The sequence below is a fragment of the Variovorax sp. VRV01 genome (assembly GCF_014852545.1).
In the GTDB taxonomy this organism is placed as follows: domain Bacteria; phylum Pseudomonadota; class Gammaproteobacteria; order Burkholderiales; family Burkholderiaceae_C; genus Variovorax; species Variovorax beijingensis_A.
The window spans coordinates 141,693-155,212 of record NZ_JACVBS010000016.1 but is presented as its reverse complement, the minus strand read 5'-3'; the positions used below and the strand labels follow the sequence as shown (position 1 = coordinate 155,212).

Annotated in this window: 14 protein-coding genes; 8 read left to right on the top strand and 6 right to left on the bottom strand. The window is 64.5% G+C overall.

Annotation, left to right across the window (positions count from 1 at the left end; all coding sequences use genetic code 11):
- Positions 1 to 2 precede the first annotated feature (2 nt).
- Genes IB278_RS25235 through IB278_RS25205 form a run of 7 tightly spaced genes read left to right on the top strand, consistent with a single transcriptional unit; the run spans position 3 to position 6,718 of the window.
- The gene (locus IB278_RS25235; protein WP_192326291.1) at positions 3 to 1,181 is read left to right on the top strand and encodes an ABC transporter substrate-binding protein; all 1,179 of its coding nucleotides are present in this window, start codon (positions 3 to 5) and stop codon (positions 1,179 to 1,181) included.
- A gap of 15 nt (positions 1,182 to 1,196) precedes the next feature.
- On the top strand, positions 1,197 to 2,066 hold the full coding sequence (locus IB278_RS25230) for a branched-chain amino acid ABC transporter permease (RefSeq protein WP_145746284.1): 870 nt from the start codon (positions 1,197 to 1,199) through the stop codon (positions 2,064 to 2,066).
- Positions 2,063 to 3,076: a branched-chain amino acid ABC transporter permease gene (locus IB278_RS25225; RefSeq protein ID WP_192326289.1), complete on the top strand. Its 1,014-nt coding sequence runs from the start codon at positions 2,063 to 2,065 to the stop codon at positions 3,074 to 3,076. Before IB278_RS25230 ends, IB278_RS25225 begins: the two co-directional genes overlap by 4 nt.
- Positions 3,073 to 3,837 (top strand): ABC transporter ATP-binding protein, encoded by a 765-nt coding sequence (locus tag IB278_RS25220; RefSeq protein WP_145746286.1) that lies wholly within the window; start codon positions 3,073 to 3,075, stop codon positions 3,835 to 3,837. The genes IB278_RS25225 and IB278_RS25220 overlap by 4 nt, the downstream gene beginning before the upstream one ends.
- Positions 3,818 to 4,540 (top strand): ABC transporter ATP-binding protein, encoded by a 723-nt coding sequence (locus IB278_RS25215; protein WP_145746287.1) that lies wholly within the window; start codon positions 3,818 to 3,820, stop codon positions 4,538 to 4,540. The genes IB278_RS25220 and IB278_RS25215 overlap by 20 nt, the downstream gene beginning before the upstream one ends.
- A gap of 36 nt (positions 4,541 to 4,576) precedes the next feature.
- Positions 4,577 to 5,818, top strand: coding sequence for an MFS transporter (locus IB278_RS25210; RefSeq protein ID WP_192326287.1), 1,242 nt, complete (start codon positions 4,577 to 4,579; stop codon positions 5,816 to 5,818).
- Positions 5,819 to 5,845: 27 nt separating this feature from the next.
- Positions 5,846 to 6,718, top strand: coding sequence for a LysR substrate-binding domain-containing protein (locus IB278_RS25205; protein WP_192326285.1), 873 nt, complete (start codon positions 5,846 to 5,848; stop codon positions 6,716 to 6,718).
- Between the two features lie 64 nt (positions 6,719 to 6,782).
- Here IB278_RS25205 and IB278_RS25200 read toward each other — a convergent pair whose 3' ends face one another.
- A complete protein-coding gene (locus IB278_RS25200; protein ID WP_192326283.1) occupies positions 6,783 to 7,643 on the bottom strand; it encodes a DMT family transporter in 861 nt (286 codons plus the stop codon).
- Positions 7,643 to 8,521 (bottom strand): MurR/RpiR family transcriptional regulator, encoded by an 879-nt coding sequence (locus IB278_RS25195; protein ID WP_192326325.1) that lies wholly within the window; start codon positions 8,519 to 8,521, stop codon positions 7,643 to 7,645. The genes IB278_RS25200 and IB278_RS25195 overlap by 1 nt, the downstream gene beginning before the upstream one ends.
- An 88-nt stretch (positions 8,522 to 8,609) precedes the next feature.
- On the opposite strand from IB278_RS25195, the gene IB278_RS25190 reads away from it, so the two are divergent.
- Positions 8,610 to 9,506, top strand: coding sequence for an oxidoreductase (locus IB278_RS25190; RefSeq protein ID WP_192326281.1), 897 nt, complete (start codon positions 8,610 to 8,612; stop codon positions 9,504 to 9,506).
- A gap of 103 nt (positions 9,507 to 9,609) precedes the next feature.
- Here IB278_RS25190 and IB278_RS25185 read toward each other — a convergent pair whose 3' ends face one another.
- From IB278_RS25185 to IB278_RS25170, 4 genes are all read right to left on the bottom strand, one after another.
- Positions 9,610 to 10,593, bottom strand: coding sequence for a Bug family tripartite tricarboxylate transporter substrate binding protein (locus IB278_RS25185; protein ID WP_192326279.1), 984 nt, complete (start codon positions 10,591 to 10,593; stop codon positions 9,610 to 9,612).
- 119 nt (positions 10,594 to 10,712) lie between these two features.
- On the bottom strand, positions 10,713 to 11,489 hold the full coding sequence (locus IB278_RS25180) for an enoyl-CoA hydratase/isomerase family protein (RefSeq protein ID WP_192326277.1): 777 nt from the start codon (positions 11,487 to 11,489) through the stop codon (positions 10,713 to 10,715).
- A gap of 9 nt (positions 11,490 to 11,498) precedes the next feature.
- Positions 11,499 to 12,665: a CaiB/BaiF CoA transferase family protein gene (locus tag IB278_RS25175; protein ID WP_263864267.1), complete on the bottom strand. Its 1,167-nt coding sequence runs from the start codon at positions 12,663 to 12,665 to the stop codon at positions 11,499 to 11,501.
- Between the two features lie 72 nt (positions 12,666 to 12,737).
- Entirely contained in the window at positions 12,738 to 13,517 is a 780-nt protein-coding gene (locus IB278_RS25170; RefSeq protein ID WP_192326273.1) for an SDR family NAD(P)-dependent oxidoreductase, read from the bottom strand.
- Positions 13,518 to 13,520: the final 3 nt, after the last annotated feature.

Genomic DNA, 13,520 nt, shown 5'->3' with positions numbered 1-13,520 from the left:
GAATGACCCTCAAATTCGTTGCCGCCTTGGCGGTTTCACTCGCGACGATTGCCTTTCAGGCGCGCGCCGACGTCATCAAGGTTGGCGTCATCGCTCCGATGTCCGGACCGTTTTCAGCCGTGGGGCAAACCTGGGAGGGTGCGACCAGGGCATACCAGAAGCTCAATGGCACGACCGTGGGCAAACACACGATCGAAGTCATCTATCGCGACCTTCCGGAGATCAACCCCGCGCAAGCCAAGGCCCTGGCACAGGAACTGATTGTCAAGGAAGGCGCCCAGTACATCGCCGGCCTCTATTTCACTCCTGACACCTTGGCCGTGGCTGCGCTCGCGCAGGAGGCCAAGGTACCGGTCGTGATCTTCAACGCGTCGACGTCCTCGCTTCTCGACAAGTCGGACTTCCTGCTGCGCACTTCATACACCTTGCCGCAAATGGCGGTACCTGTGGCCAAGTACGCACTGGAGAAGAACGTCAGGAACGTTGTCACGCTGGTCAGCGACTTTGGTCCCGGTCTCGACGCCGAGAAGGCCTTCACCACGGCGTTCCTCGGCGGCGGAGGCAAGCTGCTCGAGGCCATCCGTGCGCCGTTGAAGACAACCGACTTTGGTCCCCTGATGCAGCGCGTGAAGGCGCTCAAGCCCGATGCCCTCTACGTCTTTGCCCCAGGCGGTCCTGCGACCTACGCGATGGTCAAGGCATACAACGAGGCTGGATTGAGGACGGCCGGCGTGCGCTTTCTCGGCACTGCCGAGACCGATGAGGACCAGCTGCGAGCGATCGGCCCGGATCTTCTCGGCATCGAGACGGGCATGTTCTATTCGGCAACGCACAACTCTGCGCTGAACAACGCTGTCATCAAGGCCCTTGGCGAGGTTGCCCCCAAGGCCATTCCGACCGTCCAGCTTGCGAACGCGTATGACGGTCTGCATGTGATCTATCACATGGTCAAGGCAACCGATGGGAAGCGGGACGGCGCCAAGGCGCTTGCCAGCGCCAAGGGTCATTCCTGGGAAAGTCCGCGAGGCCCCGTGAAGATCGACCCGGCTTCGCGCGAGTTCGTGCAGAACGTCTACATGCGCGTGGTCGAAAAGGACCCGGCCGGACGCTACGTCAACCGGGAATTCCGGACGTTCGAGATGCAGCCCGACTACGGCCGCACGCAGAACGCATCCAAGTGACGCAGAGTCTGAAGCATGTCTCTCGCGCTTCTTAGCAGCATCCTGATTGACGGGGTCGCGTACGCGATGATCCTGTTCATGATCACAGTGGGCCTGTCGATGACGATGGGCCTGATGCGGGTGGTGAATCTGGCCCATGGCGCCTTCGCGATGCTCGGTGGCTTCTTTGCAGCCACGATCCCGCAACGCCTGGGCGTTCCGATCTGGCTGGGCTTCGTGCTGGCCATCGTCCTGGTCGGACTGGTTGCGCTGCTGTTCGAGCGCATCCTGCTTCGGCGCTTCTATCGACGCGACGATCTCGATCAGATGCTGGTGACGATCGGGCTGATGTTCGTGGCAACCGCCGCGGTGAATCTGCTGTTCGGTTCGACGGTGACATCGGTGGCTCTGCCGGAGCTGTTCAGCGGCACGGTCGATCTGGGCTTCCGGTCCATCCCTCGGCATCGGCTCATCGTTGTGGCCTGTGGGCTCGTGGTCGTCTGCATTCTTTGGCTGGCGGTGGACAAATCGTCCTTTGGCATCCGGGTACGCGCTGCGGTCGACAACGCGCCCATCGCACGGGCCATCGGCATCGATACGACGAAGATCTATGCCGCCACTTTTGTGATGGGTGCAGCGCTCGCAGCACTGGGAGGCATAGCAGGCGCGGAATTGCTGCCCATGGAGCCGACCTACGCCTCCAAATACCTGGTGATCCTCCTGGCCGTCGTCGCCGTGGGAGGCAACGGAAATCTGTTTGGCTCATTCTTTGCAGCGTTGCTGCTCGGCATTGTGGAGACTTCGATGAAATACATGGTTCCGCAGCTCGCATCGGCTGCGTTCTTCCTGACGATGATCATCGTCCTGCTGGTTCGACCGCAAGGTTTGTTCGGGAGGCACGCATGAACACGGTCAGTGCGCCCATGACGGTGGCCGCACCGTCTCGCGCCCGCCCGTGGATGCAATTGCGCGGAGAGCTCGTGCTGCTGCTGGTGGGACTGCTGGCCTTCGTGCTGTTCCCGCAGGACCTCGGTCTTCTCACCAACATGGCGACCATGTCCATCTTCGCGCTGTCGCTGAGCCTCGTGCTCGGACAGGCCGGCATCGCAACCTTGGGCCAGGCCGCGTTGTACGGCAGCGGTGCCTACGTCGCGGGCTGGACGGCGCTGTATCTGACGGCAGATCCGATTGTGGGCTTGCTGCTGGGCGGGCTGGGCGGCGGCGTGATCGCGCTGCTGAGCGGCGCCGTGATGCTGCGGTCGACCAAACTCACGCTGGTCATGCTGACCATCGCGGTCGCCCAGCTGCTGCTTGAGCTGGCCAATTGGGCGAGGTGGCTCACGGGCGGCGACGACGGACTTGCCGGTTTCAACATCGGCCCCCTGCTGGGCCTCTGGGAGTTCAACTTCCTGAGCCACACGGGCTACTTCTATGCCTTGGGCGCACTTGTGCTCGTGTACTTCCTGCTGAGGAACCTCGTGGAGTCGCCATTCGGACTCACGGCCAGGGCCATCCGGCAGGATCCCGGACGAGTTCAGGCGCTGGGGGGTCGCGTCTACTTGCACTTGCTGGCCGTTTACACCGTCGGCGGCATCGTGGCGGGGCTGGCTGGCGCATTGACAGCACAGACCAGCAAAGTTGCCAACCTCTTCATGCTGGATTTCACGACATCGGCGGGCGTCGTGGTCATGATCGTTCTGGGTGGAACACGCCGTCTGTCGGGCGCCGTGCTCGGCACGGTCGCGTACATGACCATCCATCACATCGCATCGACCTTGAACCCCTATCACTGGTTGTTCCTCATCGGGTCGATGCTGATCGTCGTACTCATCGTCCTGCCTGAGGGCTTGATCGGGCTGGTGGACCGTGCCGGGATGTACACCAAGCGGCCTGGCCGCAGTGGGGTGGCACGATGACCCACCGACTCCAGACTCATAACCTGAGTCACTCCTTTGGCGGCCTGGCGGTCACGCAGAACGTCACGCTGTCCCTCCCCCAGGGAGCCCGCACGGCATTGATCGGTCCGAACGGCGCTGGCAAGACGACTTTGGTCAACCTGCTGAGCGGCGCGTTGCGCCCGCAGTCGGGTGACATTCAGCTGGACGGGCGCTCGATCGTCCAGCTGCCGCAGTACGCGCGCGTGCGCAGCGGCATCGTTCGCACGTTCCAGATCAGCCGCCTCTTCAAGGAGCTCACCGTGGCGGACAACGTCAGGGTCGCGGTGTTGCAGCGACACCGGGCCTCCATGCAGTGGTGGCCCTCGCCGACGCGTTCCGCACGCGTGCAGGAAGATGTCGACGAGACACTCGGCATGCTGGGACTGCACCCCTATGCGAACCGGGTGGTGGGACAACTGGCACTGGGCGAGCAGCGGCTTGCGGAGATCGCCCTGGCACTCGCGATGAAGCCCCAGGTGCTGCTCCTCGATGAACCGGGCGCAGGCGTACCGCAGGGAGAAGGCGGCCGGATCATGGAAGCCATCGGGAGCTTGCCGAAAGATCTGTCCGTCCTGCTGATCGAGCACGACATGGACCTGGTGTTCCGGTTCGCGTCGCACATCATCGTCCTGGTCGCCGGTGCGGTGATGGTCGAGGGAACGCCGCAGGAAGTCGCTGCCAACGAGCAGGTCAAGCAAATCTACTTCGGACGAGACGGTCATGCCCAAGCCCACCATTGAACTCCGGTTCGACGACGTCACCGCAGGCTATGGCGGTCTGCCAGTCCTCGAGCATCTCAGCTTCAGCGTACGCGAAGGCGAGCGCCTCGGCCTGATCGGGCGCAACGGCGCCGGCAAGACCACGACGCTCGCGACGGCCATGGGCCTCGCCGACCTGATGAAGGGGCGCATTCACTTCGGCGGCGACGACATCAGCAACGCGAGCACCTACGCACGCTCGCGCGCAGGCCTCGGCTACGTACCGCAGAGCCGCGACATCTTCCCCTCACTGACAGTGGAGGAGAACCTGCTGGCGGGCCTGCAGGGACGCTCGGCGAGCGTTGCCCTGCCACCGATCTATGCGCTGTTCCCGCGGCTCAAAGAGCGCCGACGCAACGGAGGCACGCAGCTATCGGGCGGCGAGCAGCAAATGCTGTCGGTCGCACGAGCACTCGTCGGGCAGCCGCGCATCCTGTTGCTCGACGAACCGCTGGAAGGCCTGGCGCCGATGGTGCGCGAGGAGTTGATGGATGCCATCGTCCGGATGAGTGATCAGCTCGGCGTTGGGTGCATCATCGTGGAGCAGCATGTGGATGTCGTTCTCGAGTTTTCAAACAACATGATCGTGCTGGAACGGGGCCTGGCCGCCTACTCCGGGTCTGCGGCGGTGCTGAGCGGCGAAGAGGCATTGCTGAACCGCACCATCGGCATCCAGAAATGCTGAAGACGAACTCATCGTTGGTTCAACGTGGATCCGCACATGACACCCTCTCCTGATTCACCTTCAGAACTGCGGCAGCATTGGCGCTACGTCCTGGGTTGCTTCCTCGGCCTGGCCAGCGGCGTCTCATCGCTGTACTTCTACAGTTCAGGTCTGTTTCTGAAGCCGCTCGCAGCCGAGTTCGGATGGACCCGAGGCACCGCGTCCCTGGGCTCGCTGATCAGCAGCGTGCTGCTCGGATGCGCGGCACCGCTCATCGGACAGGTGATCGACCGGTATGGCGCGCGACGCGTCACCCTGCTCTCCCTGGCGGCCCTGTCGACCTCCTTTCTGCTTCTGGGCGTTTGGACACAGGGGCTGGCCAGTTTTCTGGCACTGGTCACTGTCCTGACACTGCTCGGCGGCGCAACCTCCCCCTTGTCCTTCACAAGGATCCTCGTGGGCAAGTTCTCCCGGCAACGCGGACTGGCGCTGGGCATCGCCATTACCGGAACGGGCGTCGGGGCCATCCTGATTCCGCTGATCGTCACGCCGGCTATCGCCAACTTCGGATGGCGAGCCACCTACCTGGGTCTTGCGGCCGTTGTCCTTGCCCTTTTGCCATTGATCGCCTACTTCCTGCGGGGTGCGGATGCGGCGCCTGCAGACAAGGGCCGCCGTGCCCCCGCCGGAAGTAACCTGAAGGCTCTGGCCGATCCGCACTTCTTCCGCATTGCCGCAGTCTTCCTGTTGTGCTCGGTCGGCATCTTCGGCACGATCGTGCACGTCGTTCCGATGCTCACTGACCTCGGGCTTTCCCCGAACCGCGCCGCCGGTCTCGCCAGCATCCTTGGCGTGGCGGTCATCGTCGGACGAATCGTCACCGGCCTTCTGCTCGACATGTTCGATGCCGCGCGCTTGTCGGCGACGCTCTTCATGCTGTCTGCCACCGGCATGCTGCTTCTGGCAACAGGCCAACCGGCGCTGGTGCTTCCCGGGTTGCTCATGACTGGCTTCGCGGTCGGCGCGGAGTTCGACCTCGCAGCCTACCTGGTGAGCCGGAAATTCCCGCTGAACCTCTACAGCACCCTCTTCGGGGGTGTCTATGCCACGGTGGCCGTTGGCGCAGGCATCGGGCCATTCCTCGCGGGACGGCTCTTTGACATTTCCGGCAGCTATGTCTCGTGGCTCTGTCTGGCAGCAGGACTTCTGTTTGCAGCCGCAATGATCTGCCTCGCGGAGCGTCGGGCCGCCAAGAACCTGAGCGGCATGGTCCCAGCGGCGGGTTCGAGCGAGCGCTGAGTTCGCTGCGCCTTCCGTTTGCTCGCAATGCACAGCCTCCGTGCGCTCCTCGGCCCGCTGCGCGTGTTCGATGCAGTGTGCCGCGCCAAGGGGATCACGCGCGCCGCTCAGGTGCTTCATGTAACGCCCGGTGCAGTCAGCCAGCAAGTCAAGCAGCTGGAGGTCGGGCTCGGAGCGCAGCTGTTTCAAAAATCCGGCCGCGAGATCGAGCTCACCGCGGTGGGCAAACGACTGGCCCACCGCGTCTCGGATGCTTTCGATCGCCTGAACGATGCACTCAATGACGTGGTCGATATCCAGCTGGACAAGCGGCTGCGCCTGAAAGTGACGCCGAGCCTTGCCATCCGATGGCTGGTACCTCGCCTGCGCGGCTTCTACGCGCAACACCCCGACATCGACCTCGAGATTTCGACCATTGCAATGGCCGACGACATCCGGCTCGAGGGCGCCGACTGCGCGATCCGGCATGGCATGGGAGAGTGGGCCGATGTCGAGCTGGACCACCTCTTCGACGACGAATTTCTTCCTGTCTGCGCACCCCACCTGGCCAGGCATTTGAAGACACCTCGAGATCTGCTGCAAGCCAACCTGCTGCACTCGATGATGCGACCGGAAGCCTGGTCGCTATGGTTCAGTTCGGTCGAACTTGTAGATTCCCCGCGTCTGCATGGAATCACTTTGGCGAATGCTGCGCTGTGCTACCAGGCTGCGGCTGATGGATTGGGGATCGCCATTGCCCAGCGAGCCTACGTGGATGACGACCTCCGCAGTGGGCGGCTCGTCATTGCCGTGGATCACGTCGCCAGAACGGAGTCCGGTTACTACTTGGTCTGCGATCCGCTGAAAGCCGCAGAGGCTCCCGTGAAGCTTTTCAGAGATTGGATCCGTTCTGTCCGGTAGCAACGGGCCTCAGCCATCACCCATGAGCCCCGCTACCGCGTGCGGAGCTGGCTCAAAGAAGGCGTCAAAGGCTGATCGCTGCGATCCCGGCCAGCACGATCACCGCGCCGGCAATGCGGCGCGCAAGATCACCCTCGCCAAACAGTCTGCATGCAACGAGTGAGCCGATGACGATGGAGGACTCGCGCAGTGGCGCGACGAGCGCCACCGGCGCCTTCAGCATGGCGGTGAGAACGAGGATGTAGGCGAGCGGGGAGAACACAGCCACGATGAGGATCGGCATGGCGTCGGCACGGATGGCCGCTCGAATGCGATGGCGTCGGCGCAGCAAACTGGGGGTCAGGATCAGGCTCTGCAGCAGCAGCGTGGCCGCGTAGTAACTCACGGGCGCCAGGTGCAGCGCGATGACCGAGTAGCCATCCCAGACCGTGTAGGCGGCGATGGTCGTCCCCGTCGCGGTGCCCCAGAGCAAGCCCTGAAGCGGCCGGCGGCTCCCCCTTCTGAACGGGTTGCCGGTGACGACGAGAATGCCCGCCACGACAAGCGAAGCGCCGAACATCGCGGCAGCGGTGAGCTGTTCGTCCAGGAGCAGGATCGCGAACAGCATCGCCAGCACCGGCCCGGTGCCGCGTGCGACCGGATAAACCACCCCCAGCTCGGCGCGGTCGTAGCCCGCCTGCAAGGTCAGAGAGTAGGCGGTGTGCAACACGGCCGAGACAGCGGCGCCCGCCGCGAGCTGCCAGTTGAGCACCTGCTGCCCATTCGCCATGAAGACGAGGCCGATCGGGACGCACAGCAGCGCCGAAGCGTAGGTATAGGCGCAGACGAACAGCAAGGCATCACCGCGCTTGTACTTCGAGGCCAGGTTCCATGCCGCATGGGCTACCGCCGCGGCGAGGACCATCGCGACGGTGCCGGGCGGCATCAGGCGATATCGGGCAGGTCGATGCCCGCCCGTTCCGCGCGGCGGCTGCGCTGCGGGTCGCGCAGCGCGAAAGCCGCGACCAGTGCGTCGATCACCACGAGCTGCGCCAGGCGACTTCCGGCCGCGGCCATCTGGGCCGTCAGTGGTGCCCCGCCGACGACAAGCGCGATGTTCGCGAGGGTTGCCAGCGGTGTGCCGTACTGGTTGGTGATGGCGATGAGCGAGGCGCCGGCAGAAGATGCCGCATCGGCGACGGCGAGTGTCGTCGAGGTGCGCCCGGTCGAACTGACGGCGATGACGACGTCACCGGGCCCCAGGAGCCGCGTTGCGATCATTGCCGACAGATGGTCCGCAATGCCGATGGTCGTCACGCCGACCGCCCGCAGACGGAAGACCGCATCGGCGGCGACCGTCGCCGAGGGACCGGCTCCGAATGCGATCACCTGGCGCGCCTGCTCGATGGTGATGACCGCCCGCTCGAGCGCGGACAGCTCCAGGGCTCCGCCGAGCGCGGCCAGTGCGTCAGTGCCTGCGCGGATCGAGGCCTCGAGCACCGCCGCGGTCGTCGCACCCGCGGTGAGCACGTCAGAGGGCGCGAAGAACCCGGTGGTACCGCGGGCACGCGCGATCTCGATCTTGAGTTCGGTGAAACCGCTGAATCCGATCGCACGCGCGGCGCGAATCACGCTCGGCGGCGAAACGCCGGCGCGGGCAGCCACCTGCGCGGTCGTGCTCGCGCCAACGAACAAGGGATCGGCGAGCAGGAGCTCGACGACCTTTGCCTCGCTGGCAGCGAGATCGCCAGCTCGGGCCTGGATGCTTCCGATCAACTGCAACAAGCGCGCGTCGCCTGAAACTCCGTTACCATATTCTTCCATTATGTGTAATAGATTACATCGCGCTCGTGACGAACGCAAGCATGGCGTGCGCGAACGCTGAGCGAGACGCTTGAAGGAGTCTGTGTTCATGAATACGACAAGGGCTGCATCCATCGCCGTTGTGGGTCCGGGTGCCATCGGCACCGCGGTCGCGGCGGCACTGCACGAAGCCGGTCGCACACCGTTGCTGTGTGGCCGCACACCCCGGGATCGCCTGACGCTTCTGGATGGCGATCGCCTCATCACCGTTCCCGGTCCGGTGCGGGTGGATCCCGCACAAATCGGGGGGACGGTCGACCTCGTCTTTCTGGCGGTCAAGGCGACACAGATCGAGGCGGCGGCAGGATGGCTCACCGCGTTGAGCGGCCCGAAGACCGTCGTGTGCGTTTTGCAGAACGGCGTCGAGCCGTTGGAGCGGATCGCGCCGCATGCCCGGGCCGGGCAGATCGTTCCCGCGATCGTGTGGTTCCCTGTGCAAGCCCAATCCGACGGCACGGTGCGCCTGCGCGCGGACATGCGCCTGAGCCTGCCAGACACGCCGCATGCCCGCGTGGCGGCCGAGGCGCTGCAAGGCACACGGTGCTGCGTCGAGCTGGCCACGAACTTCCGCACGCTGGCCTGGCGCAAGCTGCTGCAGAACGCGGTGGCCGGACTCATGGTGCTCACGCACCGCCGCTCGGGCATGTTCGGCCGGTCCGATATCGCCGAGCTCGCCCTTGCCTATCTGCGGGAATGCCTGGCCGTGGCGCGCGCCGAGGGCGCAGAACTCGACGACGGGGTGCCGCAGGAGATTCTTGCCAAATTCCAGGCCTCTCCCGCAGACATGGGCACCTCCATCCTCACGGATCGCGAAGCCGGGCGGCCGCTCGAATGGGATATCCGCAACGGTGTCGTCGCGCGTCGCGGCCGGGCTCTGGGCATCCCCACGCCGATCAGCGATATCCTGGTGCCGCTGCTTGCAGCCGCGAGTGACGGCCCTGGCTGATCCTGCGGCCGATGAGCGCACTGTCGCGCCTCTTCCTCTTCGGCGCCGCAATCCTCAGTCGAGTTGCTGTCCAGCCGGTGTGCGATCACAAGCCGCCACAGCCCTAATCCGCTTTGAATCCCGAAGCTTTGACCACAGGTTCCCAAAAGGCACGCATTTCGCTGAACCTGGCTCGAGCCTCAGCCGGCGAGCTTCCCGTCTCCACAAAGCCGAGCGTGCGGATCTTGCGCGCGAACTGCTCCGTTGCAACTGCTTTCCGGATCGCAGTGCTCCATTCGGAGACGACGACTGCAGGCGTTCCAGGAGGCAGGCATATGGCCAATACGCCAGCTGCGGTGAGCTCCTTTCGGCCGAGCTCGCCGAACGTAGGAACGTCAGGCAGAAGCGGTGAGCGTTGCGCAGAGGTGACCGCCAGCACGCGAAGCTTGCCGGCGTTGTGGTGCTGTGCAAAGTCTCCGACAGTTGAACTTCCCGCTGCGACATTGGCGCCGACGAGGTTCACGATCATCGGGGCTGCGCCCTGAAACGGCACGTCCTGCAGCGGTGTTCCGATGACTTTGGCGATCTGCAATCCCAAGAAGTGGGTCGGGCCTCCCGATGCGGCATGGCCGAAGTTGGCATGCTCAGGATGAGCGCGCACCCATTGGGCATATTCGGCAAAGTTCTTGACGGGCGAAGATGCGGGTACGGCCAGCGCCATCGGAAACTCGACCACGGTCGACGCCGGCAGGATATCCCGCTGCGCAGCGTAATTGAGCTTGTTGAAGACGAATGGATAGATCGATTGCAGGAAGTCAGGACACAGCATGGCCACGCTTCCGTCGGCGGGGGCGGCACGCAGCGCATCGATCGCGATCTTTCCGCCGGCTCCGGGCCTGTTCTCCACCACGACGGTGCGGTGGAGCGGCTCATGCAGCTGATCCGCAAGCGTCCGTGTGACGACATCGAGTGTCCCGCCAGGCGAGAAGCCCACAAGAATCCTTGCGGGCGGTCGGCCGGCCTGCTGCGCGATGGCCGACGACGTGCCGAAGGACGCGGCAACGATGAGTGCGAGGCTGTAGAGCCAGGCAGTACTCGGATTGTTCAAGAGCTGCTCCAGGAAAGTTCAGCGAGGTCGCGCCGGTTGTTTGGGCGTCAGCACGAGGCCGCTCGGGGATGCGAGCGCGCAGCGCCCCACGACGCTTGCGCCCTCTGTGCGAGGCAAAGTCAGCGACCGCGAAAGACCGGGGCGCGCTTGTCGGCGAAAGCACGGCGCCCCTCCAGTCGGTCCTCGCTGTCCCTGAGCACGCCAAAGGCCTGGCGCTCCAGTTCCAGTCCACCGGCAAGCGGCAGCTCCCGTCCGGTCATCGCCAGACGCTTGGCCGCGGTCATCGCCAATGGCGCATTGGCGGCCATTGTGCGGGCCAGGTTGATCGCCGTTTCCTGCAGCTCGGAGAGGGCAACCACCTTGCTGACCAATCCGATCCGCAACGCTTCGTTGGCATCAATGCGTTCGCCCGTCAGCAGCATCCACATCGCGTCCGACTGGCCGACCGCGCGGATCAGGCGTTGCGTGCCTCCGGCGCCTGGGATGCTGCCGACGCGCACCTCCGGCAAGCCGAACTGCGCGTTGTCGGAACAGATGCGGATGTCCGCAAGCAAGGCCAGCTCCAGTCCGCCGCCGAGGGCGTAGCCGTTGATCGCGGCGATGACGGGCTTGTCGGTGCGCAGCGTGCCGAAATTGGAATGTCGGTTGCCGCCGCGAAAGACCTGCCGGGCTGCGCTGTCGGCCGGCGGCATCGTTTTCTTGAGATCTGCACCCGTGCAGAACGCACGCTCGCCCGCGCCCGTCAGCACGAGTACGCGGATTTCCTCGTCGCTCGAGACCTCGTCCCAGATCGCGAGCAGCTGCTCGTTCGACTCGGGGTCGATGGAATTCATGGCTTCGGGTCGATTCAGGGTGACGATGGCGACGCCATCCTGGACTGTTTTGACGATGGGCATGGGTTTGTCTCAGTTCGAAGGAGAGTCGGCGGCGATGACCGCCTCGATGTTTGCTGGCGGCATGCCGAGTTCGGCCAGCACTTCGCGGGTGTGCTGTCCGAGTGTTGGAGCTGCCCGTCGCGCCTGAGGCCGCTCGCCAACCGCACCGATGACGCTGCGTGGCATCGTCAACGCACCTGCGACCGGGTGCAGCAAGGTCTCTGTGAGTGCCGCTTCGACGAAGGGCGCGGACTGCGCGACCTCGGCATAGTTGTTGATCGGACCGCAGATGATGTCCACGGCCGCGAACTGCTCGAGCCAGAAGGCACGGGGATGCGCCAGCATGCGTGCTTCGAGCAGGCGTAACAGCGCCTCACGGTGCTGCAATCGATCCTTGTTCTCAGCGAAACGCGGGTCGGATACAAGCTCAGGCGCACCGATTGCGGTACACAAGGCCTGCCATCGGGCGGGGTGATAGGCCGCCACCATGATCCACCCGTCGGCGCAACGCAAGGCCTCGTTCGGCGTCGAATACGGCGCTGCGTTTCCCTGCGGGCCGGGCACATTGCCGTCTGCGAAATAGGACGCGAAACTCACATGCTGTAGCGCGATGGCGCTGGCGAACATGCTTGCTTCCACGTGCTGGCCCAACCCCGTGCGTTGGCGATCCGCGAGGGCAGCCAGGATCGAGATGGTCGCGAACGACCCCGTGACAAGATCGACAACGGGCACTGGCACCTTGCACGGCTGCCCATCGGGCGTGCCGGTGACGCTCATGAGGCCGCTGACGGCTTGCAGCACACCGTCCACCCCGGGCAGGTCTCTTGCGGCCCCGTGCTGACCGTACGCGGAGACGGAGCAATAGATCAGCCGCGGATTGGCCGCAGCCACCGTGGCGTAACCAAGCCCCAGGCGTTCCATCACGCCCGGGCGGAAGCTCTCCACCAGCACGTCCGCCTGCGCGACCAGCCGCAGCGCCGCTTGCCGGTGGGTCGGCTGCTTCAGATCGAGCACGATGCTGCGCTTGTTGCGATTGAGCGCCAGGAAAGGAACGCCCTCGCCATGAACCCAGGGCGACAGCGCTCGCGAAAGATCGCCTGTGGGGGCTTCCACCTTCACGACATCGGCCCCCAGGTCGGCCAGGCACAGTGTGCACGTGGGACCCGCCATGACCTGGGTGAAGTCGATCACCTTCAATCCGCCCAATGCATTAGCGAGCATGCGACCTTCGATCTCGTTGGATGTTCTTGTTGGGTTCGCATCGGTTCATTACACCGACGGACTGCTGAGACTGCGTCCGCCGCAAACGTACAGCAGCTGCCCCGTGACGTAGCTGGAGCCTGGCTCCGCGAAGAATCGAACGGCGCGACCGATGTCTTCCGGCTGGCCGATGCGCTCCATCGGCACGGTCTTGTGAAGACTCTGCCTGACCTCCTCGGTGAGCGTTTCAAACAGCGGGGTCTCGACGATGCCCGGCGCAATGGCATTCACCGTGATGCCCTTGCGCGCATATTCCAGCGCCAATGAGCGGGTCAGGCTCACCACGGCGCCTTTGGAAGCGGAATAGGCCGCCTGGCCGCGATTGCCCAGCCAGGCACGGGAACCGATATTGATGATGCGTCCGAACCGGTTCTCCGCCATCTGGGTCAAGACCGCCTTGGAGCAAATGAATTGCGAATGGAGGTTGACCTCGATCACGCGGCTCCAGAACGCCAGATCCATCTTGGAAACAAGCTTGTCTCCACCGATGCCGGCGTTGTTGACCAGGATGTCGATGCGTGCATGGGAGGCCAGCAGCTGGGCCACCGTCGACTCCACTTGCTCCACGGAGCTCACGTCAACCTTGAAGGTCTTCACGTCGACCCCTTCACTCGCAAGGCTGCGCTGGGCGGTTTGCAGGGCTTCGTCGTCGAAGTCCCACAGCGCGATGCGGCAGCCGGCCTGCGCCAGTTCGCGGGCGATGCCAAGGCCGATGCCCTTCGCCCCTCCGGTCACGACGGCGACGAGGCCTTGCAACGAGGCAGGCGCGGTTGGATTTGTCTGGTTCATGTC

Excerpts from the sequence above, each read along its gene's own strand:
- IB278_RS25235 (WP_192326291.1), top strand. The coding sequence starts at position 3 with ATGACCCTCAAATTCGTTGCCGCCTTGGCGGTTTCACTCGCGACGATT.
- IB278_RS25230 (WP_145746284.1), top strand. The coding sequence starts at position 1,197 with ATGTCTCTCGCGCTTCTTAGCAGCATCCTGATTGACGGGGTCGCGTAC.
- IB278_RS25225 (WP_192326289.1), top strand. The coding sequence starts at position 2,063 with ATGAACACGGTCAGTGCGCCCATGACGGTGGCCGCACCGTCTCGCGCC.
- IB278_RS25220 (WP_145746286.1), top strand. The coding sequence starts at position 3,073 with ATGACCCACCGACTCCAGACTCATAACCTGAGTCACTCCTTTGGCGGC.
- IB278_RS25215 (WP_145746287.1), top strand. The coding sequence starts at position 3,818 with ATGCCCAAGCCCACCATTGAACTCCGGTTCGACGACGTCACCGCAGGC.
- IB278_RS25210 (WP_192326287.1), top strand. The coding sequence starts at position 4,577 with ATGACACCCTCTCCTGATTCACCTTCAGAACTGCGGCAGCATTGGCGC.
- IB278_RS25205 (WP_192326285.1), top strand. The coding sequence starts at position 5,846 with ATGCACAGCCTCCGTGCGCTCCTCGGCCCGCTGCGCGTGTTCGATGCA.
- IB278_RS25200 (WP_192326283.1), bottom strand. The coding sequence starts at position 7,643 with ATGCCGCCCGGCACCGTCGCGATGGTCCTCGCCGCGGCGGTAGCCCAT.
- IB278_RS25195 (WP_192326325.1), bottom strand. The coding sequence starts at position 8,521 with ATGGAAGAATATGGTAACGGAGTTTCAGGCGACGCGCGCTTGTTGCAG.
- IB278_RS25190 (WP_192326281.1), top strand. The coding sequence starts at position 8,610 with ATGAATACGACAAGGGCTGCATCCATCGCCGTTGTGGGTCCGGGTGCC.
- IB278_RS25180 (WP_192326277.1), bottom strand. The coding sequence starts at position 11,489 with ATGCCCATCGTCAAAACAGTCCAGGATGGCGTCGCCATCGTCACCCTG.
- IB278_RS25170 (WP_192326273.1), bottom strand. The coding sequence starts at position 13,517 with ATGAACCAGACAAATCCAACCGCGCCTGCCTCGTTGCAAGGCCTCGTC.